At 50.9% G+C, this 24891-nt stretch carries 26 protein-coding genes and 3 tRNA genes; 11 read left to right on the top strand and 18 right to left on the bottom strand.

Annotated elements, in window-relative coordinates:
- Positions 1–39: 39 nt before the first annotated feature.
- Genes TON_RS01930 through TON_RS01915 form a run of 4 tightly spaced genes read left to right on the top strand, consistent with a single transcriptional unit; the run spans position 40 to position 2354 of the window.
- Complete coding sequence (locus TON_RS01930; protein ID WP_238516331.1) at positions 40–438, top strand: DUF86 domain-containing protein; 399 nt, start codon at positions 40–42, stop codon at positions 436–438.
- Complete coding sequence (locus TON_RS01925) at positions 435–989, top strand: archaemetzincin family Zn-dependent metalloprotease (protein WP_012571324.1); 555 nt, start codon at positions 435–437, stop codon at positions 987–989. The genes TON_RS01930 and TON_RS01925 overlap by 4 nt, the downstream gene beginning before the upstream one ends.
- The gene (cyaB, locus tag TON_RS01920) at positions 986–1540 is read left to right on the top strand and encodes a class IV adenylate cyclase (RefSeq protein WP_012571323.1); all 555 of its coding nucleotides are present in this window, start codon (positions 986–988) and stop codon (positions 1538–1540) included. The genes TON_RS01925 and cyaB overlap by 4 nt, the downstream gene beginning before the upstream one ends.
- Positions 1524–2354: a hypothetical protein gene (locus TON_RS01915; protein ID WP_012571322.1), complete on the top strand. Its 831-nt coding sequence runs from the start codon at positions 1524–1526 to the stop codon at positions 2352–2354. The genes cyaB and TON_RS01915 overlap by 17 nt, the downstream gene beginning before the upstream one ends.
- Here the strand turns inward: TON_RS01915 and TON_RS01910 are convergent.
- Both TON_RS01910 and TON_RS01905 read right to left on the bottom strand, forming a co-directional pair.
- On the bottom strand, positions 2314–3168 hold the full coding sequence (locus TON_RS01910; RefSeq protein ID WP_012571321.1) for an ATP-binding cassette domain-containing protein: 855 nt from the start codon (positions 3166–3168) through the stop codon (positions 2314–2316). The genes TON_RS01915 and TON_RS01910 overlap by 41 nt on opposite strands.
- A complete protein-coding gene (locus tag TON_RS01905; RefSeq protein ID WP_012571320.1) occupies positions 3165–4646 on the bottom strand; it encodes a TrkH family potassium uptake protein in 1482 nt (493 codons plus the stop codon). The genes TON_RS01910 and TON_RS01905 overlap by 4 nt, the downstream gene beginning before the upstream one ends.
- Positions 4647–4744: 98 nt before the next feature.
- Between TON_RS01905 and map the strand changes: the two genes are divergently transcribed.
- Positions 4745–5632, top strand: a complete 888-nt coding sequence (gene map, locus TON_RS01900) for a type II methionyl aminopeptidase (protein WP_012571319.1) — start codon at positions 4745–4747, stop codon at positions 5630–5632.
- A gap of 91 nt (positions 5633–5723) precedes the next feature.
- On the opposite strand, the gene TON_RS01895 is transcribed toward map, so the two are convergent.
- Positions 5724–5811, bottom strand: a tRNA-Ser gene (locus TON_RS01895).
- Between the two features lie 142 nt (positions 5812–5953).
- Between TON_RS01895 and TON_RS01890 the strand changes: the two genes are divergently transcribed.
- Positions 5954–7129 (top strand): CBS domain-containing protein, encoded by a 1176-nt coding sequence (locus TON_RS01890; protein ID WP_012571318.1) that lies wholly within the window; start codon positions 5954–5956, stop codon positions 7127–7129.
- 8 nt (positions 7130–7137) lie between these two features.
- On the opposite strand, the gene TON_RS01885 is transcribed toward TON_RS01890, so the two are convergent.
- The 3 genes from TON_RS01885 to TON_RS01875 are packed head-to-tail and all read right to left on the bottom strand — an operon-like array spanning position 7138 to position 10315.
- Entirely contained in the window at positions 7138–8184 is a 1047-nt protein-coding gene (locus TON_RS01885) for a DUF835 domain-containing protein (protein WP_187146216.1), read from the bottom strand.
- Between the two features lie 59 nt (positions 8185–8243).
- Positions 8244–9503 (bottom strand): bifunctional sugar-1-phosphate nucleotidylyltransferase/acetyltransferase, encoded by a 1260-nt coding sequence (gene glmU, locus TON_RS01880; RefSeq protein ID WP_012571316.1) that lies wholly within the window; start codon positions 9501–9503, stop codon positions 8244–8246.
- Positions 9500–10315, bottom strand: a complete 816-nt coding sequence (locus TON_RS01875; RefSeq protein WP_012571315.1) for an undecaprenyl-diphosphate phosphatase — start codon at positions 10313–10315, stop codon at positions 9500–9502. Before TON_RS01875 ends, glmU begins: the two co-directional genes overlap by 4 nt.
- A gap of 57 nt (positions 10316–10372) precedes the next feature.
- On the opposite strand from TON_RS01875, the gene TON_RS01870 reads away from it, so the two are divergent.
- Positions 10373–11179 (top strand): MBL fold metallo-hydrolase, encoded by an 807-nt coding sequence (locus TON_RS01870; RefSeq protein ID WP_012571314.1) that lies wholly within the window; start codon positions 10373–10375, stop codon positions 11177–11179.
- A gap of 62 nt (positions 11180–11241) precedes the next feature.
- Positions 11242–12318 (top strand): NOG1 family protein, encoded by a 1077-nt coding sequence (locus TON_RS01865; RefSeq protein ID WP_012571313.1) that lies wholly within the window; start codon positions 11242–11244, stop codon positions 12316–12318.
- On the opposite strand, the gene TON_RS01860 is transcribed toward TON_RS01865, so the two are convergent.
- The gene (locus TON_RS01860; protein ID WP_012571312.1) at positions 12315–13241 is read right to left on the bottom strand and encodes a zinc ribbon domain-containing protein; all 927 of its coding nucleotides are present in this window, start codon (positions 13239–13241) and stop codon (positions 12315–12317) included. The genes TON_RS01865 and TON_RS01860 overlap by 4 nt on opposite strands.
- Positions 13242–13373: 132 nt before the next feature.
- Entirely contained in the window at positions 13374–13766 is a 393-nt protein-coding gene (locus tag TON_RS01855) for a 30S ribosomal protein S8e (RefSeq protein WP_012571311.1), read from the bottom strand.
- A 117-nt stretch (positions 13767–13883) separates the two neighbouring features.
- On the opposite strand from TON_RS01855, the gene TON_RS01850 reads away from it, so the two are divergent.
- On the top strand, positions 13884–14774 hold the full coding sequence (locus TON_RS01850) for a membrane protein (protein WP_012571310.1): 891 nt from the start codon (positions 13884–13886) through the stop codon (positions 14772–14774).
- Here the strand turns inward: TON_RS01850 and pyrG are convergent.
- Positions 14771–16372 carry a glutamine hydrolyzing CTP synthase gene (gene pyrG / locus TON_RS01845; protein WP_012571309.1) on the bottom strand — a complete coding sequence of 534 codons (1602 nt, stop codon included), beginning with the start codon at positions 16370–16372 and terminating at the stop codon, positions 14771–14773. The two genes, TON_RS01850 and pyrG, sit on opposite strands and share 4 nt — an antisense overlap.
- 125 nt (positions 16373–16497) lie before the next feature.
- Between pyrG and TON_RS01840 the strand changes: the two genes are divergently transcribed.
- Entirely contained in the window at positions 16498–17397 is a 900-nt protein-coding gene (locus tag TON_RS01840; protein ID WP_012571308.1) for an MATE family efflux transporter, read from the top strand.
- Positions 17398–17403: 6 nt separating this feature from the next.
- Here the strand turns inward: TON_RS01840 and TON_RS01835 are convergent, their stop codons facing one another.
- The 4 genes from TON_RS01835 to TON_RS01815 all read right to left on the bottom strand — a co-directional run bounded on the left by TON_RS01835 (position 17404) and on the right by TON_RS01815 (position 18943).
- The gene (locus tag TON_RS01835; protein ID WP_012571307.1) at positions 17404–17784 is read right to left on the bottom strand and encodes a DUF555 domain-containing protein; all 381 of its coding nucleotides are present in this window, start codon (positions 17782–17784) and stop codon (positions 17404–17406) included.
- A 12-nt stretch (positions 17785–17796) separates the two neighbouring features.
- Positions 17797–18084, bottom strand: a complete 288-nt coding sequence (locus TON_RS01830) for a DUF357 domain-containing protein (RefSeq protein WP_012571306.1) — start codon at positions 18082–18084, stop codon at positions 17797–17799.
- Between the two features lie 693 nt (positions 18085–18777).
- Positions 18778–18855 (bottom strand) — tRNA-Val (locus tag TON_RS01820).
- A 10-nt stretch (positions 18856–18865) separates the two neighbouring features.
- Positions 18866–18943, bottom strand: a tRNA-Ala gene (locus TON_RS01815).
- 115 nt (positions 18944–19058) lie between these two features.
- Between TON_RS01815 and TON_RS01810 the strand changes: the two genes are divergently transcribed.
- A complete protein-coding gene (locus TON_RS01810; protein ID WP_012571305.1) occupies positions 19059–20207 on the top strand; it encodes a M20 metallopeptidase family protein in 1149 nt (382 codons plus the stop codon).
- Positions 20208–20226: 19 nt separating this feature from the next.
- Here TON_RS01810 and TON_RS10415 read toward each other — a convergent pair whose 3' ends face one another.
- The 5 genes from TON_RS10415 to TON_RS01790 all read right to left on the bottom strand — a co-directional run bounded on the left by TON_RS10415 (position 20227) and on the right by TON_RS01790 (position 24880).
- A complete protein-coding gene (locus TON_RS10415) occupies positions 20227–20388 on the bottom strand; it encodes a hypothetical protein (RefSeq protein WP_187146215.1) in 162 nt (53 codons plus the stop codon).
- Between the two features lies 1 nt (position 20389).
- Positions 20390–21097 carry a phosphoglycolate phosphatase gene (locus tag TON_RS01805; protein WP_012571304.1) on the bottom strand — a complete coding sequence of 236 codons (708 nt, stop codon included), beginning with the start codon at positions 21095–21097 and terminating at the stop codon, positions 20390–20392.
- 64 nt (positions 21098–21161) lie between these two features.
- Positions 21162–22412, bottom strand: coding sequence for a tRNA pseudouridine(13) synthase TruD (gene truD / locus TON_RS01800; RefSeq protein WP_012571303.1), 1251 nt, complete (start codon positions 22410–22412; stop codon positions 21162–21164).
- Between the two features lie 3 nt (positions 22413–22415).
- On the bottom strand, positions 22416–22772 hold the full coding sequence (pth2, locus tag TON_RS01795; RefSeq protein WP_012571302.1) for a peptidyl-tRNA hydrolase Pth2: 357 nt from the start codon (positions 22770–22772) through the stop codon (positions 22416–22418).
- 59 nt (positions 22773–22831) lie between these two features.
- Positions 22832–24880 carry a COG1361 family protein gene (locus TON_RS01790; RefSeq protein WP_012571301.1) on the bottom strand — a complete coding sequence of 683 codons (2049 nt, stop codon included), beginning with the start codon at positions 24878–24880 and terminating at the stop codon, positions 22832–22834.
- Between the last annotated feature and the right edge of the window lie 11 nt (positions 24881–24891).

Genomic DNA, 24891 nt, shown 5'->3' with positions numbered 1-24891 from the left:
GGGAAAAGTTTATTTCATTGTCTTCCCAGCCTATTATAGGTGTGGGAAGTGAACGTTGAATACATCGTTGAGAGCATCGAGCTGATAAAGGAGGCAATGCCAGATTCCCTTGAGGAGTTCAAGTTGATGGGCCTAGCAAAGGATGGAATATACAAGAGGCTCGAGTTCGCCATACAAGCCCTCCTTGAGGGCCTCTCGGAACTCGGTCGGAAAAGGGAAATAATAGCCCTTTCGTACTCTGATCTTATCAGGTCCCTTGAAGAGAAGGGAATCCTGCCAAAAGAGACTGCCGAAAAAGCGGAATTCCTCGCCCAGCTGAGGGAGGTACTCATCTACGATTACGACCTTATGAACGATGAGATAGCCTTCAGGAACATGGAGGAATACATCGAGTACGTTAGGGAGCTCCTTGAATTCCTCAGGGGTGTTGAGGGGTGATACTCATCGTGCCTATCGGCACCGTTGATGGAATGGTGACCGAGGAGATAGCGAAGTTCGTAGGCTCGTATTATCCACATTTCGGCCTCACTGTTGAGATATCCGACGCTATCCCTCCAGAACCGTTTTTGAAGGCATACAATTCCTTAAGGAGGCAGTTTCTTGGGAGAGCTTTTCTGATAACACTCTCGGAGCTTGGGAGGATGAGGAATGCAAGAGCAGTCCTCGGGATTACATCGCTCGACCTCTATGAGGAGGGATTGAACTTCATCTTCGGTCTGGCCAATTCGAGGCTCGGGGCGGCGGTTATTTCCACATTCCGTCTCAGGCCGGAGTTCTATGGGAAGCTGCCTAACAGGAGGCTCTTCGTTGAACGAGCAATCAAAGAGGCCATGCACGAGCTCGGGCACGTCTTTGGTCTTCCCCACTGCCCGAAGGGAGAATGCGTCATGCATTTCTCAAACTCGATAATTGATACAGACATTAAGGGGCCGCTCTACTGTCCCACCTGCCTGAGGAAGCTTGAGAAGAACTTGGGGGTTGGAAGATGATAGAGATAGAGGTTAAGGGCTATGCAGACGACGAAGTGTTTGAGAGGGTGAGAGAGAACTTCAAGCTGATAAGAAGGGAGTACCACGAGGACACCTACTTTCAGCATCCCTGTCGGGACTTTGCCAAGACAGACGAAGCTTTAAGGATCAGGATAAGACGTTTCAACGGGCACTTTGAGGCCATTATGACCTATAAAGGGCCGAAAATCGATCCCAATTCGAAGACGAGAAAGGAGATAGAGGTTCCCCTGAGCGATCCGGACAAGCATACAGAAATCCTTGAGAGTCTAGGATTCAAAGAGGTGCTGATCGTCGAGAAAACCAGGGAAAAGTACTACGTTGATAAGGGCATTGTCATAGCACTCGACGAGGTTGAAGGCCTCGGAAAGTTCATCGAGATAGAAGCGCTGGCTGAGAGCGAGGAGGTCGTGGAGGAGACCGTTAGAGTACTGAGGAAGATACTGGCCTCCCTCGGGGTCAAGAAGTTTGAGAGGCGTTCCTACCTCGAGCTGATGCTTGAGAAGGAGGTAGGTCATGGGGAAGCTGGATGATTTTTTCAAATCCATCATAGGCGGAAAGGAAAAGAAGTCCGAGCTCGAAATCCTAGAAGAAATTGAGGAATACCTCAAAATGAAAGAGATAGACGAGGCTCTAGAACAGATAAAGAACCTTGAGAAGGAGCACAACATCTTCCTGGCCCTGAGAATGGTAATACGCTCCATCGTGGAGCAACTGGACAAGGAGGAGCAAACCGGCACACTAAACGAGGAAGATGTCAGCAGAACGCGGGAGAGAATAAAGGAGATGATACCCGCAGTCAACGCCCTCTTCAATCCTCGGTATCGGGCACTGCTGATGGCTGATCTGGCAATCCTATTCTACCGGCTCGATGACGAACTCAACGGAGACCTAGCCCTTCGCACGGCCATTAACTTGGCAGAAAACCACGATGATATAATCAGGGAGATACTGATGAACCTGATAAGACTAGGCCTCCTGGACAAGGCAGGCTATGCCATGAAGATGGTCCGCGATCCAGAGAAGCTCGATGTTGTCCTCGTACATCTGGCGGAGATGTTCTACCGCGCAGGGGAGGTGGAGAAGGCAAAGCTGATAATTAAACACATTGCCAGCCCCTTCCACAAGGCTATGGCCCTATACTACATAGCCTCCATAGAGGGAACACAGAACAGAGAGGAAGCTCTCAGAATACTTGAAGGGGCCTTTAAACTGGCGGAGGAAGTGGAAGACCCCGACGCCAGGTTCGAGCTCATGCTCAAGCTATACGATCTGAAGCACTCACTCCTTGGTGAAGCATTAAACCTCAGAGAGATCTTATCCCGGAGAGAAGTTCCTCCTCAGTGAGAGCCAGCCGGCTTATTAAACCCCTCTTTTTAAGTTCGTAAGATATCTCAAGGCTTGGGGGAAGATTTATACCGAGTCTCCTAAGAGTTTCGGCTTCCTCCGCTATCTCCCGCGGCTTCCCCTCGAGTACTATCGATCCTTTATCCATGACTATTATCCTGTCTGCGAAGCGGAGTATGTAATCCGTATGATGTTCCACCAAGACGACTGTGATTCCATGCTCCTTCCTGAGGAGCAAAACAAGTCCTAAAACCTCATTTCTCCCCAAGGGATCGAGCTGGGAGGTCGGCTCATCGAGAACCAAGACTGAAGGCTTCATTGCTAGGACAGCTGCTATCGCCAAGCGCTGCTTCTGGCCACCGCTCAGGTTGGGGGGGAACTCCTTCTCAAGACCTTTAAGACCAGAAACCTCAAGCACCCAGCGAAGACGCCTCATTATCTCGTTCCGGTCCAGGCCAAGATTTTCCAGGCCAAATGCTATCTCCTCCTCGACTGTCATGCTGAAGAGCTGGCTCTCGGGGTTCTGGAGAACTAGTCCGACAACGGTTGAAAGCTTCGCAACTGGGGTTTCTATGGTGTTATACTCCTCTCCAGTTCCAGGATCTCGGACGATGACTTCTCCAGAAAAGTCACCCCTTATCGAGTGGGGAATTATACCGTTAAGCGTCAGACAGAGCGTCGACTTCCCGCTCCCGCTCGGGCCAATTATTCCAAGTAGCTCACCTCTCCTGACTTCAAAGCTGACATCCCTCAAGGAATACTCCTTTGCCCTTCTGTACCTGAAGCTGAGGTTCTCAACGGTTATCACGTTCATCTTTTGCCCACCACCCTGGGGGCGAGGAAGAAGACGCTTATTATGAACACCAGCGTTGAGAATATCTCCAGCCTGCCTATCCACATGTGGAGGATGAGGAGAATCTTCATGTCAACGGGAAGACTTGGAGACGTGATGCCCACACTGAGACCGACGTTTCCTTGGGCAGAAGCCACCTCAAAGAAGGAATCAACGAGACTCGTCCCAAGGCGAACCATAGTGTAGACAGTTCCGATGAGAAGGAATGCAAAGTACGTCATGGTGAAGCTCATGACCTCCTGAACATCTTCGTCGCTGAATATATAGTTCCCAACCTTCCTCTTGATTATCGCACCCCTAGGCAGTATCGCACCTTGAATCGTCCACTTGAGGCTTTCGTACATCAACGTAACTCGGATGAGCTTTATACCGCCTGCAGTGCTTCCAGCACCGCCTCCTATGACCATGAGTATTCCTATCATGAACTTGGCCAGCTCGGGATACTTGCTGAGATCCGCTATCCCGAATCCGGTACAGGTTATGGCAGAAACCGCATGGAAGACCGCCTGTCTGAGGGCATCACCAATGGTATCGCCGATCTGGGCGAGACTGAAGGCCATTACCGCTATTGTCGGGAAGAGGAACACGAACATGTAGCGAACCTGAACGTCCTCAAAGAATGGCTTCAGGTGTTTGTCCCGAAATATCCTGTAGTGAACCGTGAAGTTAACGGCACCCATTATCATGAGGAAAATCGTGACTGCCTCTATTGCGGTGCTGTTGAAGTAGCCTATGCTCAGGTCGTGGCTACTCATACCACCCGTGCCAAGACCCGTCATGGAGTGTATGACGGCATCAAAAAGCGGCATGCCGTTGAGATAGTAGAGATAGACACCCACCAGAGTAAGGACGAAGTATATCTCGAAGATAACCTTCGATGTGTTGACAAGATTCGGCAGGATTCTCTCACTCCTAGCTTCAGCTCTGTAAAGCCTCGCCGCCGCGACTCCCGGGCGAATGAGTATAGTAAGGGCGACAAGGACGATACCAATTCCCCCCAGCCACTGCATCCAAGAGCGCCAGAAGATGAGAATGTGGGGGTAGCTCTCGAGGTTGCTCATCATGGTGAGTCCAGTCCCAGTCCAGGCAGACATGCTCTCGAAGTAAGAATCAACGAACGACATTCCTCCAATAGCCATAAAGGGGACGACGCTTATGAAAGATGCAAAGAGCCATGTAAAAGCTGCTGAGACCATCGCCTGTCTCAAATTGACGTCCTCAATCTTCCCCATGTGTCTCGCGAGCCATGCGCCAAGGAGGATACTAAATATCCCAGGAATTGCAAAGTAGATTACGTAGTCGATTTCATCGGGATAAAACCAGGCTAGCAGTATCGGGAAGAGATAGGCAAGGCCGACGCCCTGGAGGATTGCACCTATCAGGTTTTTGACTACGAAGAGATCGTCTGATATATTGATGTACTTGCCAAGCTCGAGCATGGGCCCACCGTAGAGGTAGGGTCTGCACCAAATAAAAGGTTTTTCCTGGGTGGAAAGGTTTAAGGGCGGGGACTGCTTTCTTATCCTGGTGATAGAACGTGGATGAAAGGGAGGCCCTCATAAAAGCTGGGGAGATAGCCAGACAGGTTAAGAAAGAAGTAATTAGCCTAATAAAGCCAGGGACAAAGCTTTATGATATAGCCGAGTTCGTGGAGAGAAGAATAATCGAGCTCGGCGGAAAGCCTGCCTTTCCGTGCAACCTTTCGATAAACGAGATAGCGGCACACTACACGCCCTACAAGGGCGACGAGACCGTTCTAAAGGAGGGCGACTACCTAAAGGTTGACATTGGGGTTCACGTTGATGGTTATATAGCCGACACCGCCCTGACCTTCCGGGTCGGAATGGAAGAGGACGACCTAGTGACGGCTGCGAGAGAGGCTCTCGAGAACGCTATAAAAGTCATCCGCGCCGGAATCAAGATAAACGAGATTGGAAAGGCCATAGAAGAAACCATTAGAGGATACGGCTTCAACCCGATAGTGAACCTCAGCGGTCACAAGATAGAGAGGTATAAACTCCACGCCGGCATCTCAATCCCCAACATCTACCGTCCAGCGGACAGCTACGTGCTGAAGGAGGGTGACGTGATAGCAATAGAACCCTTCGCCACAACTGGGGCAGGACAGGTCATTGAGGTTCCACCGGCACTGATTTTTATGTATCTCAGAGACAGGCCAGTGAGGATGGCCCAGGCAAGAAGAGTGCTTATGCACATAAAGAGGGAGTACAACGGCCTTCCCTTCGCATACCGGTGGCTCCAGGGGTTTATGCCCGAAGGCCAGCTTAAGCTAGCCCTAGCCCAGCTCGATAGAGTGGGGGCGATATACAGCTACCCGATACTGAGGGAAGTCCGCGGCGGTCTCGTTGCTCAGTTCGAGCACACTGTTATAGTCGAGAAGGAGGGGGCTTACATAACCACCTAACTGAAAGCCGCTTTTCTACCCTTTAATTTCCCCAAGAATAGCTTTGGAAGGAAGTGTAAGGAAGGAAAGGACTCCCAACGGGCTCGGCAGATGGCGCCGGGGCAGGGATTTGAACCCTGGTGGGCTTGACGCCCACGGGATCTCGAGTCCCGCGCCTTCCCAGGCTAGGCTACCCCGGCGCGGTTTGGAGTTCTCGTGCGAGTTTTATAAACCTTTCCGCGAAACATTTATTAACCTAACTTAACTAAAATCTATCGAGTCAGGATTGCAAAGGTTTAAATTATTGGGCGCCCTAATAATAAAATGAAGGAGGTGGCAGAAATGGTCGGTATTCTTGTGCAAGAGGTTATGACCGACAGGTTCCAGAAGATAGACATCAACGCCCCACTTTCTGAGGCGATTGGTATCTTTGAGAAGGAAGACCCCGACCTTATTCTGGTCTTTGACGGAGACGTATACAAGGGTGTCCTTACTCAAGACCTTATTATACACTCCCACCTCAAGTGGGATCCCACCAAGGCTAAGGTTAAGGATGTTTATAAGACCGCTCCAGTTATCAAACCGGATGAGGATCTAAGCAAAGCCGCCAAACTTATGATCGAGGTTGACCTGCGTTCCCTTCCAGTTGGGGAGAGCAAAGCTGAAATAATTGGAGTCATAAGCGATTTAATGCTCCTGGACAGGATCGCTAAGGAAGAGTTCGGAAAGAGAAAGGTAGAGGAGTTCATGACGAAGGACGTCATCACTCTCAAGCCAGACGACACGGTTGCCAAAGCCTTAGCGGCGATGCGCGATCACTCTATATCCAGGATACCCATCGTAAACGAAGAGGGTAAGCTTGATGGCCTCGTTACGCTCCATGACCTTATAGTCAGGTTTATAAAGCCGCGCTTCAGGGCTCAGACAGGTGAACTCGTCGGTGAGAAGATACCACCATTCTCGACCCAGCTTAGGGAAGTCATGATAAGGGGCGTCATTACCATACAACCCGATGCCACTGTCCAAGAAGCCGTTGCAAAAATGATAGACAACAACATCGATGGCCTTATCATTGTAGATGAGAACGAGAAAGTTAAAGGTATCCTTACCATCAAGGATTTGCTCCTGCCGATTTCAAGGATGGTCGAGAAGGAGGCAAGATTCTACCTCCAGCTCGGAGGAGATGCCGCCCTACTGAGCGACTTCACCAGAGAGAGAATTATAGATGACATCAAACGCTTCGTGGACGGCTATGAAGATCTGCTAGGCAATGAGGGTATAATATACCTCCACATCCGGCGCTTCAGCGAGAAGTTCAGGGGAGTCTACCTCTATCAGGCAAGGATGAGAGTAGTTACCGACAGAGGCATCTTCATCGCGACCGGAGAAACCTGGGGAGCAATACAGGCTGTTCACGATGCCCTGAGGGCAATAGAGAGACAGCTCCTCCAGAAGGCCGAGCTCGAGAAGGACACTCACTACTACAAGCGCTTCCTTGAAAAGATGGGACTGGATTGAAGGGGGACTCAATCCCCCAAAAATTCTCTTTCCAGCATTTTTCTGTGGAACGTTTCCAAGGCATTGGGATCCACTACCAGTATCATTGTCCCCCCTCTAGTCAGTACTCTGTCTTTTATGTTCAGGAGGAACTTAAAGACGTTCTCAAAGCCATTCTCTAGAATGAGGTACTCAATGGCGTCTATATAGATGATACTGTAGCCTTCTTGCAATGCCTTGGCTATGAAATCCATAAGTATATCTATCTTAGTTGGGCTTATGGCATAGATCGCAGGAGAGTCATGCAGCCTGCCTTCCTTGGCCCTTGTAATCCAAAACACTGTAGCGTCGGGACTTATCCGCTGTTTGAGCGTGTTGACATCCTCGCGTGTTATCATAACCAGTCCTGACTTGCTTTCCCACTTGCCAAACTTCCCAGAGACGTCATCTTTTGTATAATAAAGAAAGGCTCCCGATGGAATATCCTGCTTACCTGAAACTTCAATATGGGGAAAAGGGTTGAACACAAATTTGATTGCCCCCACAGCGGCTATGAGCCTGAAAAGAGCGCCAAGAGAAAACCCTACTGGAACGAACTGATCGAGATTCCTAGTAAATGGATACGTGAGGTTCAGAGCTCCGAGGAGTATCAAGCCCCATGGAAACAGTGCATCTACACCATGGCCCGAAATCTTATGGCGTTTCAGCACCAAGCCGAAGTATATAAGGGCTCCGCCATAGGCAAAGGATGGAAAGAGGGAGCTCAGGATAAAGTCATCCCCAAAGACATTAGTGGCTAAGAGAAGCAACCATACATACGAAGCAACCAAAAATACCGAGAGATACACAACGTGCTTTAACATGGTCGTCTCATACTTTAAATGAATCGCTCCCCAGATAAGTAGAATCGCTATGAAGAAGTTGGGGATCTTGGAGACGATTCTGTAGATCTCAGCGCTTAGTTCAATACCGAGAGGGCCAAAGATGTAGCTCTCAACATCGAGGGCATTAATGAAAAAGGCGGCACTCAACAGCGCCCAGCCCTTTTCCTTGGTTTGATACGTCTTGTACGCCACGGCAAAAAACAGCAACCATCTCGAAAGAAAGTTAATATGTGGGATAATATCTCCCCAAATCATCTTTCCATCACCACCTTCTCCTGTCTCACTACCACGAGGCTGTTGCTTGGTATGTTCTTATCCACAACAACCCCAGGTCCGACGAAGGAGTTGCTGCCTATCTTCCTGCCAGGGTAAATGGTCACGTTTATGCCCACCTTGACATTGTGGCCTATTATCGCCCCAAGCTTTCTCCTTCCAGAGTCCTCGAGTTTGCCCTTTATCTCGACTTTTATGTTGCCTTTATCATGTCTGAGGTTTGCAGTGATCGTTCCAGCGCCAAGATTTGTGTTTTCTCCAATTATCGAGTCTCCCACATAGTTGAGGTGAGGAGCGTTGCTGTGATCCATGATTATGGAATTCTTAACTTCGACGGCGTTGCCTATGTGGCAGTTGTCACCTATACTTGTGTATGGCCTTATGAAGCAGTTTGGGCCGATACGAGAGTTCCTTCCAATTTTCACTGGGCCGATGATATAGGCACCGCTCCTAATGATGGTCCCCTCACCAATCTCAACAGGAGGAACGAGAGTCGCACCTTCCTCCACTATGCCCTTAATCTCGTGCCTCAGCTTATTCTTTAAGAGGTACTCGTTGAGCTCGATGAGGTTCCACGGTCTTCCAACGTCGTTCCAGTAGCCGGAATAGGCCGCGTAGGTCACCTTTTTTCCGGCTTTTATCATGAGGTTTAGTGTGTCGGTTATCTCGTACTCCCCTCTCTTGCTCAGCGGCGTTTTTGAGATGAATTCAAAAACATCGGGCTTGAAGATATAGACACCGAGATTAGCATAACCGGAGACCTTTCCAGGCTTTTCTAGCACAGCCTTGACGAGGTTTCCATCCACCTCTATCTTTCCGAAGTGACTCAGATCCTCGAACTCTTTAACCAGCACTGCAGCATCTGCCTTTTCCTTCTTGAATGCCTGGATAAGCTCCTTAATGCCATCTATCTCGAAGTAGATATCGCCATTGGCAACTATGAACTCTTCTCCTTCAATATAATCCTTAGCTGACTCCATGGCCTTGGCAGTTCCCTCCCCTTCAAGCTGGTCAACGTAGGTTATCGGCTTTCCGTTGAACTCATCTCCGAGAGTTTCAATCAGCTTCTCTTTCTGGTATCTAACTATCAAGATGAACTCGTCCACAAACGGGTCAAGGTTTTCGAGAACGTACTCGACTATCGGCCTGTTGGCAACCTTGAGTACAACTTTCGGCCTGTCGTCTGTGAGAGGCCTCAGCCTTTCACCTTTTCCAGCGGCGAGCACTACAGCCTTCAAAAGATCACCCCCAGGATGTAGACAATCACCGCGATTGAACCGAAGAGTATAAGGAAGGTCCTCCTATTCAAGGACTCCGCGAGCCTGAGAAGGAGGTTCATCGTGAGAATGCTTGTAGCGAAAGATGCGAGGAATGCGGTAAAGAGAAGGGCCACCGGGAGGTCTGGATCCCAGCTCTCTATAAACGCAAGCCGCATAACGAGGTACACCGGGGTGACAAGAAAGCTCAGCTCAAGGGCGCGTTTTACACTCGCCCCCGTGCTCAGGAGGATCGTTAAAGTGAGTCCGCTCCTCGATATGCCCCCAATAAGAGAAATTCCCTGGGCCAAACCGACAACCAGGGAGTCGATGAGCGTGGGTTCATCTTCATGCTCTCGGAGACGATCATCAACGCCCCTCAAAGGGACGCTAATGCGTCTGGCCATTAAAAGTCCCGCGGTAATTATGATCAGGCCAAGAATGGCGTTAATTATGTCCGCAGTCTTTGGGCTGAGGATTTCCGGAAGTCCCACAACCACAGGATACCCGATGAGAACTGTAAACAGCGAGGAATAAAAGACAAACTTCCCATCCGGGTCAATGCTCATCCTGATAGCCTTTTGGGCACCCATAGCTATTTTCTCTCGAAAATGGAACAAGATAGCGAACAGAATCCCCAGATAAGCGGGGACAAGGTAGCTTTCGTACAGTGGGCCCATACTCTGGAACATTAGCTTTACGGAATATCCTTCAGGGCTGATTGGAAGCCACGAGGACAGTGCAACGATGATACCCGAAATCAAGGGGAGAGAGTAGTCATTCAAATATACCATGGTGACCACATGAAAGGTTTTAACTCTATGGGAACATAAACTTTTCGAGGGAGTGATATGAAACTGACGGTTCTCTACGAAAATAACTCGGGTTTTAAAAAGGGTCCCCTCGGGGCTCATGGCTTCTCTGCCCTGGTGGAACACCGGGGAGTTAGGGTTCTCGTTGATACTGGAACGGACGGGAGGATCCTTCTCAACAACATGGAGGAGTTCAGAGTAAAACCAAGAAAAATCAATTACATATTCATCACCCACGGTCACTACGACCACACGGGCGGGCTTAAAGTGTTCCTCGAAGCGAGGGGAAAACCTATCAAGGTGATAGCTCATCCGGAGATATTCCGGAGAAGAATAGCACTTAAGCCACACAGGCGCGATATAGGGATTCCGTTCACGAGGGAAGAGCTTGAAGCTCTTGGAGCCGAGTTTATTTTAAGCGAGAAGCCCCTCGAGTTCGCGCCCGGCTTCATCAGCTCCGGCGAAATCGAGAGAAGAACCTGGGACAGGGCGGTAGGCTATCTCGAAGAGAAAGGGGAGCTCATCAAAGACCCCGTTAGGGACGACATGGCTCTCATAGTCGACCTGGGAGAGAGCGCTGCAGTTATCACCGGTTGCGGACACTCAGGCGTTCTCAACATAGCCTGGCAAGCCGAAGACGTTTTGGGGAAGCCCGTTAAAGCCCTAATCGGAGGGCTGCATCTCCTCGGTGCGAGCAAAGAGCTCCTTGATGACGTAGTTGAGAAAATTGACGCCGAAAAGCTCTACGCAGGCCACTGCACGGGCATAGACTCCTACGCCTATCTGAAGGCGAGACTTGGGGATAGAATAGAGCACCTTCACGTGGGCAAAACGGTAGAGCTCTAGCGAACCTTTAAATACCCAGTCGAAAAGCTAACCACCGCGAGAGAAAAGGGGAGGTGAGAGAGATGAAGAACCCATTCGAGAAGATGCCAACTGTCCTTACTGCTGACGAGCTCATCGATAAAGCCTTCCGAAGGGCTGAAAAAGCCGCCTCAGCATTTACCCCCAAGGGCAACCGGGTAATGAAAGCTCGGCAGAGGGAGGAGCTCAGGGTTAGAACGGTCTCCAATGTTGTGAGGGACAATCTCAGAAAGATACTCGACAGAACGCCGGGCGTTTCGACGCTTCCGAAGTTCTACCAGGACCTGGTTGATACGCTCGTTGACCGGGACCAGTTCCACCGCTCGCTGGCTCACGTCAACTGGGCGATAAAGACTATAAGGAACCTTGAGCAGAGATACGTTGAAAAGATACGCTACTCCAGAGAACCTGAAGAAATAGCCAAGCTTAGAAGGCAGTTCTACGGAAGAGTTGCAGACGTTATTAAAGAGATAGGAGACGACCTTGAGTACCTCAACCAGGCAAGGAACGTTCTCAAAGATTTACCGGTCGTTGATCTGGAACTTCCAACCGTTGTCATAGCCGGCCACCCAAACGTTGGCAAGAGTACTCTGCTGAGGGCCCTGACTAACGCGAAGCCTGAAGTTGCCAGCTACCCGTTCACCACAAAGGGCATAAATGTCGGCCAGTTCGAGGAACACTACCTTAAGTACCAGGTCATTGATACCCCAGGACTGCTCGACAGGCCGCTGAGCGAGAGGAACGAAATCGAGAGGCAGGCAATTCTCGCTTTGAAGCACCTTGGGAGAGTGATAGTCTATATATTCGACCCGTCAGAGTACTGCGGCTTCCCCATTGAGGAGCAGATGCACCTCTTCGAGGAAATCTACGAGGAGTTCAAAGACTTCCCGTTTATAGTTGTCCTCAACAAGGTGGATATCGCCGACGAGGAGAAGATTAGGCAGGTCGAGGAGTTCGTTAAGAGTAAAGGCCTTAAGCCGCTGAGAATTTCAGCGCTGAACGGCGAGGGGCTGAACGAGCTCAAGAGGCGCGTCATAGAGCTGGTACAGCCAATGGTCGAGGAGCAGGCGCGGAAAATAATGGAGAATGAACTGAGGAAGTTCAGGGAAGAAGAATTCTAGCTCTCTTCTCCCATCTTCTCAACCTTGACGCCGCAGTAGGGGCAGAACTCCAGATAGAGCGGTCTCATGGCCCCACAGTTCTCGCACTTTTCCTTCAGCTTTGCCCCGCAGTTGGGGCAGTAGAGGTAGTCATCCTTAACCGGAAATCCGCAGCGGTAGCACCTGTTCTGTCCTATCCTGCGCTTGTAAACCCTCCCAGGCTTGAAGTACTCCTTCCTCAGGTAGTAGAGCGCCGCAGCTGAAGCTCCTGCTCCGAAGAGACTCAGCCCTATCATCTGGATAGTGCTCCATATCGCTGAGAGGATTAGGTAGATGAGCAGCAGTGAAGAGTAGGCTATTAAAGAGGTTGTGTAGATGTTCCTGCGCTTTCTGAAGAGCAGGAACGAGATTATGAAAATCGGCAGAGCGAAGAGGAGCTTTAGCGCCAGAACTTTGAGTCTGTAAATCTGATACTCCAGATTGTACTCGTCCCAGGTTTTTGCACTCAATTCGCCTATACGCGCATTAAGCTCCACCAGCTGCTGGTGAACATCCTCATAAGCCCCTTTAGCCGCCAGATACCTCGCGTATGCCCTTTCGTAGTTCTCCTTTGCCTGAAGGTATTCCTGCCTCAGCTCCTCCGTGACATTGCCACTCTCAATGGCCAGGCGGTACTCCTCGCGCTTGAAGAGGTAAACCCTCTCCGCCTCAGTCAGGTTGTCCTCGGTCGCTTGATACGTTTTGAATAGCTCCCGTTCCAGGGTAAGTAGCCTGCTCTGATTGTCGAGGAGCTCGTCTAGTCCATACTTGGCCTGGTAATCAGAATAGTCTGGCTCCGCGGGAATACGTTCAAGCTCTCGAAGAAAGTTGATGCTCGCCAGAAGGAGGAAAATGACAAAAAGGGTTGCAAGTATCTTCTCAGCTCGGGAATATTCATTCTCCATAGGATACCATCACTGTAAATTAGTCGCCATACCATATAAGGGTTTGGAACTCATAAAAAGTTGACATAAAGACGTCAGAACCGAACATCTAAAGGAAAGCTAAAAGGACACATCCAGAGGAAGAAGGAAAAATCAGGCGTTTTCCTCCTTGATGAGGACGGCGTTAACGACGCCGTGCTGGCCGGGCCTGCTGGTAACGATGGCCCTGCCGATCTCAGTCTCGATGATGGCACCCTTGGTGATGATGTTCCTCCTGACGTACTGCCTGTTGGCCGGGTTCTCAACGACTCTGAGTACCTTAACCTTCTTGCCCTTGCCACCGTCGAAGACATTGGCGTAGAGGGCCTCAATGAGCCTGACCTTCCTGTTGCCGCCGTAGGTTCTGATTATCTTCTTCTTTTCCCTGCCCTCGGCAACTTTCGTGAAAGCGGGCTCCCTTCCAAGCTCCCTCTTCCTCTTCTTCCTAGCGAGGATAATCCTTCCACCTGAAGGCTTCCTGAGTGACCTTCCCTGCCAGATAGCCATTTATCTCACCTCATGAGCTTAATCTTTAACCTATCGCCACTTTGGGCGGTTCGTTTATAAGCTTTTTCTGGAAGAATTTTTTAAAGCCTTGTCCCCATTACTCCATCGGGTGGTGGTATGGGAGCGATAGATGCTTTTACAAAGACCTTCTCGATAGTTCTCGCCAACAAAAGGCTTTACCTACTCGTCCTGGCAATGGCGCTCATCCTAGCCCTGCTGTCAATATACCTCATACCAAGTGACTTTGAGTACACATACAATCAGACCTCCATCCAAAAGGGCAATGTCATAGTTGAGGAATACGGGACGCCGATAACGGAAGATGAGATGGACATATTGATTGAGTTTTTCAAAGGCCTGATGATTTACCTCATCATAACCATCGTTCTAAGTTCAATCGTTGAGTACGGGATAACAAAGGGTATTTTCACGTACCTTAACGATGAGGACTACAGCCTCAGCGAACTGCTTGCGGATGGACTCAAACATTTTCCGGGAGTGCTGGTGATAAACATAATCTATAGCCTCATAATGCTCGTTTTCATAAGCGTCGCGACCATTCCAATGGTTGTGGGGGCGCTGTTCCTCCCGGCTGGAGCCGTGCTCATACTGATTGGCGTGGTTCTTTTGTTCTTGGTTCTGGCCTTCACTTTGGGACTCTCATCTATGGCAATCCCCCTCTACGCGGACAAGGGCACCATAGGGGCCGCCTTCGAGGCATTCGGCTTAGGGTTCAGGAACGTCCTCTCAACCGTTGGATTCGGCGCCCTGCTGGGTGTCGCAGCCATAGGCATCGCCATCATAGCCAGCCCTCTGGCCTTCATAATCCAGCTCACGCTTCCGGAGAACCTGGCTCCCTACGTTTCAGCCTTCGTGCAGGCACCCTTAGACGCCCTGCTATACTTCTTCCTCTGGGCCGGCGGGGTTGCCTTCTACAGGGAGCTCCAGAGAATGGAAGAGCTGAAAAAAGTTGATGAAGAGCTGGTAGGGCTGGGAATAGAAATTTAATCCCCAAACTTCTTTTCTTTTGCTGCTTTTACGAGCCCCCTGAAGACAGGCGCCGGATTCATCGGCCTCGACTTGAACTCGGGATGGAACTGCGTTGCTATGAAGTAGCGCTTTTCCGGAAGCTCGAGTATCTCCATCCTCCTCTCGTCGTCTCCCGCTACGCCGCTGAAGACGAGGCCAGCTTTCTCGAAGCGCTCGATGAACTCGGGATTGACCTCCCACCTGTGCCTGTGGCGCTCGTAGATGAGCTCCCTGCCATAGAGCTCCCTTGCGAGGGTGTTTGGCTTTATCTTGACCGGATAAGCACCAAGGCGCATGGTGCCGCCGAGCTTGTCGAGGCCCCTCTGTTCCGGCATGAGGTCAACGACGGGATAGGGTGTCTGCGGGTCGATCTCCGTCGAGTGTGCCCCTTTGAGGCCGAGAACGTTCCTCGCAAACTCGACAACCGTCAGCTGGAAGCCGAAGCATATGCCGAGGAACGGGATGTCGTTCTCCCTCGCGTACCTTATCGCCATCATCTTGCCCTCGGTTCCCCTTGCTCCAAAGCCCCCAGGCACTATTATGCCATCCACACCCTCAAGGAGCTTAACCCCATGTTTCTCAACGTCTTCTGCCTCTACCCAGCGGATCTTGACCTTGACGCCGTTGGCCACGCCAGAGTGCTTCAGGGCTTCCTTTATGCTGAGATACGAGTCGGAGAGCTTGACGTATTTACCAACGATGGCTATCTCGACGGTGTCAGTGAGGGACTTGTACCTCTCCACCATCTCGCGCCAAGCATCTAGCTCGGGCTCCCTCTCAGGGAGACCGAGCCTCTTGGTGATGTATCTTGCAAGACCCTCCTTTTCAAGCATGAGTGGAACCTCGTAAGTGTCCTCGACGTCGTAGGCGCTTATAACGGCCTCCGGTGGAACGTTTGTGAAAAGGCTTATCTTCCTCCTTGCACTCTCCTCGAGTGGGTCTTCGGAACGGGCAACTATGGCATCGGGCTGGATTCCCAAGCTTCTGAGCTCCTTGACGCTGTGCTGGGTCGGCTTGGTCTTCTGCTCACCGACAACGCGGAGCTTGGGGACGTAGGTTACATGCACGAAGGCAACGTTATCCCTGCCTTCCTCAAGCTGCATCTGCCTTGCCGCCTCAAGGAACGGCATGCTCTCAATATCGCCGACGGTTCCGCCTATTTCAACGACGACGACATCGTAGTCCCTCGCTATCTCCCTTATGCGCTCCTTTATCTCGTTGGTGATGTGCGGTATGACCTGAACGGTGGCGCCGAGGTAATCCCCTCTTCTTTCCTTCTCAATGACGGCCGAGTAAATCTTGCCGGTGGTGATGTTATGGTCGAAGGTAAGGCTTGTGTCCAAGAAGCGCTCGTAGTTGCCGAGGTCGAGGTCAACCTCTCCGCCATCGTCAAGGACGAAGACCTCACCATGCTGATAGGGATTCATAGTTCCAGCGTCGTAGTTTAGGTAAGGGTCGATTTTAATGTTCGTCGTCTTGAAACCCCTGGCCTTCATGAGCATGCCAAGAGAAGCACTGGTTATACCCTTTCCAAGACCGCTAACCACACCGCCGGTTACGAATATGAACTTGGCCATGGCAAAACCTCCATCGGTTATGTCGTTGGTTGATTAATGAGTGCTTAAAAGCTTTGTTGAGATCCGATGAGGTTTGACACCAGAAATTTTAAGAAGGGTTCAATGTACTTTTATCAGATGTAACTATGCCAATTTCAACTAACGATCTAATTAGAACTCTCAATAGTTGGAAGTTCTGGGCAGTCCTGCTGCTGGCCATTCTCGTGACCTATGTCTTGTTCTTCCCTATCTTCAAGCCCCTTATGGAAGATTACAGCGAGCTGAAGTCCTTTGAGATGCAAATGGTGAAGGAGCACGATGCAATGGTCTGCCACCAGATATACTCAATGAATTCCGGCATCTTTGAGAGAATCAATGCGACCTGTGATAACGAATACTACCGTCCCAACATCTCGACAACAACATACAAAGGTTTGGTGGTTTACAGGGACACATACGAGAAGTTTCAAGATGCTAGGAGAAGAACACTGGATGATCTTCACAAGGTGATTCCACTTCTTCCCCTCCTGGCGGTTCTGATGCTGTACTTCAACTACGTTCTCGTTGACACGGAATACCTCCTCATGAAGGGCACAGAGCCGGCCCTTAGAGATGCCCTCTTGAAGGGACTCAACTCAATTCCTGGGCTTATTATAGCGGAGTTGACGACCCTGCTGGCGGTGTTTCTAATCGGCGTCATCCTCGCAGTATCTTTAGCAGCGATTTTCGGCGAGCTTGGAATAATGCTGGTGGCTTTCCTGATAATGCCCGCACTCTCACTGGTGACCCCCACCTACTACTTCACGCGCCTTGTTATCCCTATAGAGGAGATTCTAAGAACCGCCAAAAGATGCCCCGGTGGATACACCGTGCTTGGTCTTCTAATTATGATCGTCGGCTGGCTGTTCGAGGCGGCTTATACTCATTACCTAGGCATTTGGAGCGCGGCAATTCTGGCGCTGCTTGGTCTCGTGAAGTACATGTTGGACAGTCTTGCGGCTCTCGTTGTTTATCTCGGCGGAACTGAGGGAGAAAAGACAGGATAGCCGTAATCATTCCTCAAACTCCACTCCTTCACCCTCTTCCTCTTCTGTCAGCTCCCTAATTTCATAAACCTTGAGCGGAACCTTCTTGAGGGCCTTCCCGATGACGGCCTTCGCTATCCTCTCGGCGTGCTCTATGGTCTGGGCATTGTAAACCTTAATCGTGAGGTACATGCCTACGAGTCCGACCGAACCGATCACGAAAGCGCTCTCGAAGTGGGCGCCGCAGACCGGGCACTGGGAGTAACCAATCTCCACCCTCACGAAGTCAAGCTTTTCCTTGTTGAGCGCTTTGGCAACCTTCGAGACAGCAACGTTTATGGCATCCTCACTCGTTTCGACATCCCTGACTATAATCGGCGCCTCCAAAACGACTACGTAATCTCCCATCGCTCCCACCTCTCAGCCAAAAGCAAATAGCCTATCGTCTTCTCCCCTAAAGACTCCGAGCCTTACCCCAGCATCGATAAAGCCGTGGGCGTAGTTGAGCGCGGCGAAAGCCGTTACATAGTCGCCTTTCTTGTAGTAGTATTTAGCGTCTTCAAAATAGCTCCTCGCCATAGTGAGGAAGTCCTCCGCAACGCTCCTCAAAAGACTCTTTTCGTGGACAGCTATCTCAAGCGTCCTAAGCGCCTCCTCAGTGATTCTAAAGTACTTCTGGAGCTTTTCCTCGGTTATCTCTCGCTCCACCGGTCTCGCCTCACGGTTGGTAAGGAAGGAATCTTATAAACCTTATCCCATTAGCCCTTGCCTTCGGCAAGCGCTGGCGGAAAGTTTTTACTGCTCATATAACATAAAATCAGAACGGCATGCAACTCTAATATGGCACCCTCCAACGAGTTTATCAATATAAACGGCAGCTTGTGGGGTTTCATTTTTATTCTGACGTCCTTCGGGCGCCGTGTTGAAGTGAAATACTGCAAAATGGCCATTGATTGTAGAAACCACTCCTAGGAATTAGCAATCCAAAAGCGACATACTAGCTTGATGAAACTCTACGAGACTATCGTCCCTCGCGTCGAGCTTTGCTCGACGTCGCGCAGGCGAACAAGCTTTTAGAAAAAGCTTGACCAAAGAAACTTTGCAGAGCAAAGTTTCATCAAAGTTTGTGATTCTTCTCCCCAAAGGTGCAGTTGAAAGGGTTTGCACTACCAAACTGCTATTTTAAGCTGGAATTCGCATTTCACAAGCCTCAAAACGCGGGTTTAAACCATTAAAGCGCTCCAAAGAAGCGCGGAAGAAAACCCACGTCAAATAAAGCAACTTCAAAAAAGGAATCCTTCACCAAAAACCACACTCAAAAAGGCAAATCCTCTCAAAGAAACGCCTCAAAAAAGAATCACCAACCTTGATCAAACTTCACGCAGGCGAAGTTTGTAGAACTGGTGGGCCCGCGGGGATTCGAACCCCGGACCTCCACCTTGTCAGGGTGGCGTCATAACCAGTCTAGACCACGGGCCCAACCCAAGGATGGTGGACCGGCCGGGATTTGAACCCGGGGCCTCCGCCTTGCCAAGGCGGCGCTCATACCAGGCTGAGCTACCGGCCCACTTCCCATCGACGCCGTAATCACCTACCAGGGTGGATTTATAAATTTTTTGGTCTCTTTAGATGGGCATCGAAAAGCTAATATGGGTGTTTGTCGAGGTTGATGCGGTGATACCATGAACCCCATTGAAGAGGCCCTGAAAATTAAAGACGAGATAATAGCCTGGAGAAGAGACTTTCATATGCATCCAGAGCTAAAATACGAAGAGGAACGGACTTCCAGAATCGTCGAGGAGCACCTTCGTGAGTGGGGATACAAAATAAAGCGCGTCGGCACTGGGATAATAGGGGACATCGGCGAGGGAGAGAAGACTATAGCCCTCCGCGCGGATATGGACGCTCTGCCTGTCCAGGAAGAGAACGACGTTCCCTACAGGTCGAGAATTCCCGGAAAGATGCACGCCTGCGGCCACGATGCTCACACTGCCATGCTCCTCGGGGCGGCGAAGATAATAGCAGAGCATGCGGACGAGCTGGGTGGAAAGGTTCGCCTAATCTTCCAGCCGGCAGAGGAAGGTGGCAACGGGGCACTGAAGATGATAGAGGGAGGAGCTCTCGATGGAGTCGATGCCATCTTTGGCTTCCACGTCTGGATGGATCTGCCCAGCGGAATAATAGGCATCAGAGACGGACCGTTTTTGGCAGGAGCTGGCTTTTTCGAAGCGAAGGTAATCGGAAAGGGCGGACATGGTGCTTCTCCCCACGAGGCAATTGACCCCATACCAATAGCCGCTGAAACCGTTCTGGCCCTTCAGACGATAGTGAGCAGGAACGTTAACCCAATCGAGACGGGAGTTGTTAGCGTTACGGCCATAAACGGCGGGACAACCTTCAACGTTATTCCCGAGGAAGTTACCCTAAAAGGAACCTTCCGCTACTACAAGCCAGAGGTTGGAGAGATGATAAAGAAAAGGATGGCCGAGATAATAGAAGGCGTTGCCAAAACCCATGGCGCACGAGCCGAGTTCAGCATCAACGACCTCGTTCCGCCAACGATAAACGACAAGGCAATGGCGGACTTCGCGAGAAAGGTGGCCGAGAAGTACCGCCTCAGGCACGGCGATGTCGCGATGTCGATGGGCGCAGAAGACTTTGCCTACTATCTCCAGAGGGTTCCGGGGGCTTTCTTGGCGCTTGGAATAAGGAACGAGGGGAAGGGAATAGTTCATCCCCACCACCATCCGAAGTTCGACGTTGATGAGGACGTCCTTCACCTCGGAACAGCGATGGAAGTGGCCTTGGCGTTTGAGTTTCTGAAGGATTAATGCCCCAATCTTTTCCCAATTATTGGGACGTCCCCCTTCTTTTCCGCATCCAGCGCATCCGCCATGTCTTCATCGAGCACTGGCCCCTCACAGAAAGACCAGAGAGGTCTTCACCGGCGGTGTGCACCCCGACTATGCTCTCAACGTCATCCAACGTAGCAACCCTTATTTTGATGTCCATTTCAATCACCTAGATATCCGAACTTCCTGAGGATGTGCATCACCGCTTCCGCCCCTCCCTTGCCATAGGTCGCCTGCGTCACATAGTCGGCTTCAGCTTTCAGTGTCTCTGGGGCCTGCCCGACGGCCACGCGATAACCAACCACGCGGAACGCATCGAGGTCGTTCTCGCCGTCGCCAACGTGAGCAACTTCTTTCGGACTTATGCCGAGAATCTCGCAGGCCTTCTCTATGCCCGCCCCCTTGTTTATCCAGGGCTTCTTGATGTGTATCGCGAAGCCAGAATCCACTGCTATGAGGTTGAGTCCAAGCTCCTCAATGAGTGCCCTAACAGCCTCAACTGGAATCGTACGCAGTATGACGAGACCCGCCTTTCTTTCGGGCATTGAGAAGCTGAGAACCGCCTCGGGATAGCGCCTCTTTATCTCGCTCCAGAGGATCCACTCCTCGTCCATCGTTGTGAGGTATATCCTCTTTCTCAAGCGGCCGTCCTTTACCGAGAGAGCACCGCCATCTTCGGCCACGACCGGGCCTGTGATTCCTATCATTATTGCCATTGCCTCAGCAAACGGCACGGAATTGCCCGTGACAAGCATGACTGGGACACCGAGGCTCTCGGCGAGCCTTATGGCCTTTAGAGCATCCTCGTGAAGCCGCCTGTCGGGATAGGTGATGGTGCCATCAATGTCTAGGGATATGGCTTTAATCATTCTCCTCACCCTGAGGCCACTCAACGGCCACCGATAAAAGGGTTTCTTCTCATTCTTGTGGTGGCTAATGATCTTTCATTATCTCCCTCAGAACGCTCGTGGCGTAAACCCCCTTGGGCAGGAAAAAGCGGAAGCACATCCCTACGCTCGGAACATAGCCGTAAGTCAGGCCGAGGGGCCTTATGAGGAGCTCCCTCCTCCCGCCAGGCTCAGCCATTGGCTTCGGGAGTCTCTTGAAGTCTTTTAGTGAGAGGTTTTCCTCAGCGAGGAGCTCCTCTTCAAGCCTTCCCGGGACGCCCCTGGCTCGTCTCATCGAGAAGCCAAAAAGCGGTCCCGAAACCATGGCTTCGTCCTTGCGGATTTTTTCCTTCACAAAGTCGATGTTCGTCTCTGTGACGCGGTAGGTTCTGTCGCGGTAGGGGATACCCCCTTTAATCTGGACGACGATGTCTCCAACCAGAGCCTCATTCAAGGGGAGTCCCTCTTCGATTCTCCGGGAGATGTAGAGATTAAAGAGGTATGACTGATAGGCGTGGATGAAGATACGCATTATGGGCAGCGGAAGCGAGAGGAAGGCTTTCCGCCAGCTCCCGGTTTCCTTGTACCTGTAAAGCATCGCCCTTTCATAGCGGAGGAATCCGGGAAATTCTTCAAGGGCCCTGTTCACGTCCCCGGTCTCCCAGAAGTTCTTTCTGGCCTCATCCCCTTCCATTCCCCCTCCATGGGCGCCAAGAAAGAGCCTTGCGGCACCTTCAAAGTCTCCCTTCAGAAGGAGCTTTCCAATCAGATGGTTGGTAACACGTCTCTCACCGAAGCGCTGATAACCAAAGTAGTTGGGGAAGCCTCCCTTCGAGCGGAGCTCTCTCACTATTTCCTTCGTTCTCTCGAAGGCGCTCTCGTCAACGTCGCGAACGATGATTTTAAAGCGGTTCCCAAGTAGGTGGCCAAGTTTGAGAGCTCTCCCATAGGAAACAAAGCGGAGTTCGATGTCTTTGATTCGAACAGCCTCAACTTTTTCCTTCGCATCTCGCGGCACGCTGATGTACTGATAAGTCACGGCATGTCTGTCTTTCGTTCCCGCGAAGCCGATGTCCTTATAAGAGATTCCAGCACGTTTGGCTATCTCCTTCACTGCCGCCATCGTATCCCAGTTGCGCTTTTTGAGGAGGAAAATCGCATATTTTTTGCCATCAAAGGCACTCCTCAGAGGCTCTTCCATAACGATGAAGTCCTCCGGCTGGGCTTTTATTCTCCCACCTATCCCGGGCTTTTCACTCAAATACTTGAACTGGGAGAAGAACTCACGGTAGTCCATGCCTCACACCAGCTTTAAATGCCCAGTAACCTTATCAACGAGCTCCTCTGGAGCGGGCCCTACCGCCAAACAGGTTATTGTTCCCGGGGGAATCTCCGTCAGCCCCGCGTCCCTGATAAGTGCCGTTGGTATGCCCAGCTTTTCCGCATGGGCCTTCAGTTCGAAGAGCTCCCTCTCGTTCTCAGCCTTGACCACGACCTTCTTCTGTCCCTCATGGAACCATGCCTTGAACCACTCTGGCTTCTCCTTCTGGACTTTTAGAGCAGCCGTCACCGCACCATGGGCGACTTGAACCGCCATTTTACCCTTGCTGAGCTTCAGATCCTTCCTAATGACCATGACCTGCTTGTACCTGAACATCTCTCATCCCGTGGAGAGTGAGAAAAGGGACTTATAAATTTAAGGAGAAGGAAAAAAGCTCAGAGCTCAACCATTTCAGAGCTTTCCCGCTCTTCTTCCTCGGCCTTCTTAGGGAGTCCGCCTGGGCGCCTGTGCTTCTTCCTCTCGAGCTTTTCTCTGAGCTTCTCGGACTCGTCCCAGTACTTGTAGGTCAAACCTCCGAAGACCAGTGCGAGTATCAGGAAGAGTATTCCCAGAACCTTCCAGTAGTTGGTCGTTGGGTTGTACTTCTCGACGACTGCACTTATCTCCTTGGCAACTGGGGCTGGATCGCTCATGTTGGCAAGGGTCTGGTTGATGTACTTTGGAAGCTCCTCCGGGCCCGGATAGACCGGAACTTCTTTAACGATGACCCTCGGTGGGATGCTGTTTATGGTGACGAGATTGCCGAGCTCAAGCTGGTGTTCATTTCCGAGCGGGTCTGCATAAACAAGTACCGCCTTGACGTTGGTGAGGTTCTCCTTAAGGACCTTGAAGTCAACCCTGACGGTCTTCGTTTCGCCTGCCTTTATGGTGCCCACCTCAACGGCAGTGGGGCCATCAACGCTGTTGGGCAGGTCGAGGAGGAGTGTGGCGTTCTGGACGAACTCGTAGTCCGGATTTCCATCAGCGGCCGTGAGGATGAACCTGACGGTGACATTATCGCCCACATTTGCGGTGACATAGCTTCCCCACGTTCCGTTGTAGGCCTGGGCTGTGACGTCAATGGCAGGTATACCGTATACCTTGATCCCAGTGAGAGGCTGGGAGTATATCACCCGCTCTTGGCCAGTTTCAAGGCTCTTATCGTCGTAGAAGGTGACTATTACCTTACCAATGTCAAATTCCCCAACCTTGGTTGGCTTGAGGACGTAGATAAGGGCAGGCATTTTGGTAAACGCAGGAAGTGTTTCAAACGCCCATGTTTTTGTCATGCTGACCAGCTCGAAGTCGTTTGGTATTGGAGCTGCAACGCTGACATCGTAAGCATCGCCCCTGCCAAGGTTCTCGACATTTATGGCCACAACGAGGTTGTCGCCAAGCATTATCTCCTTAGGAACGGCATCTATCATGGCAATAACATTGGCCTGCCTAAGGATTGGAGTTACTTGAGCACCAATGGGAGCGTAAACCCTGATGATAGCCCTCTTATAGTCGGGCTCAGCACTCTGAACAGACAGCTTGAGGGGAGCGTTCGGAACGTCTTTGGGAAAATCACCTATCTCAAGGATCATTGATCCAAGGCTCTGATCACCTTTGAAGACTTCAACAGTAATTGCACCTCTAGTAGCTGATATGAGCTTGACGTAGTAGGTAACATTGTCAACGGTTATCGGGAGCTTCTCGTTGACGTAAAGGAGGTCATTGTAAACGAGAACCGTCTCAACGGTTGTCGTTGGAGCGGTTTCTTCCTCGCCTTCCCTCACTATCTTGAAGTCGGTCGAGGCGACCTTGGGGACATAGATGTCAACTGTCGCCGGACCATCGCTTGTGGTGTTTAAGAGGTGAATGTAAACGTAATTGGAGTAGGAGTAAACATCACCGAGCTTATACCTAACGCTTCCACCAGAGCCCTCGGTTATCACGAGGGTCTGGGTCTCGCCGTACGGGAGAGTCACAAGGAAGGTAGCCTGTGTGTCCGAGGTTGAGGTGAGTTTAATGCTTATCTGTGGGAAGCCCTCGGGGAGGTTTATTGTGTCACCCACGTTGAGCTTCTGGCCAGAGAGTAACTTCTGGAGAGGGGACTGTATCTCGATGAGGGCGGTCTTGGTATCGGATCTGATCCAGGTCAGAGTAATGTTGAGGTACTGGTTGTCGGCCGCGGGATAAACAAACGACTCGCCTTGCCCCACAACGTAGAGCTTTGGACCATCCGGTCCGTTGACCTGGAAGCTCAGCCTGCTCCAGTACATATCAACGTCGATGAACTGCACCTCAAAGGGACCCAGAACAGCCTTGTCTTTTAGTCCAAGCGAGATTCCCGTTATGCTGGCGTACTCGGGCACCGTTGCGGATTTTACTAGGTGTGCCATAGGTGCAAATGAGAAAATCATCAGACCCAAGAGGATTAAAGCGGCAGCCTTTTTCATATCTCCAGCCT

It is taken from the genome of Thermococcus onnurineus NA1, assembly GCF_000018365.1.
Classification (GTDB): Archaea; Methanobacteriota_B; Thermococci; order Thermococcales; family Thermococcaceae; genus Thermococcus; species Thermococcus onnurineus.
Note: the sequence above shows the minus strand (reverse complement) of the source record. Positions and strands in the feature narration are given on the sequence as shown.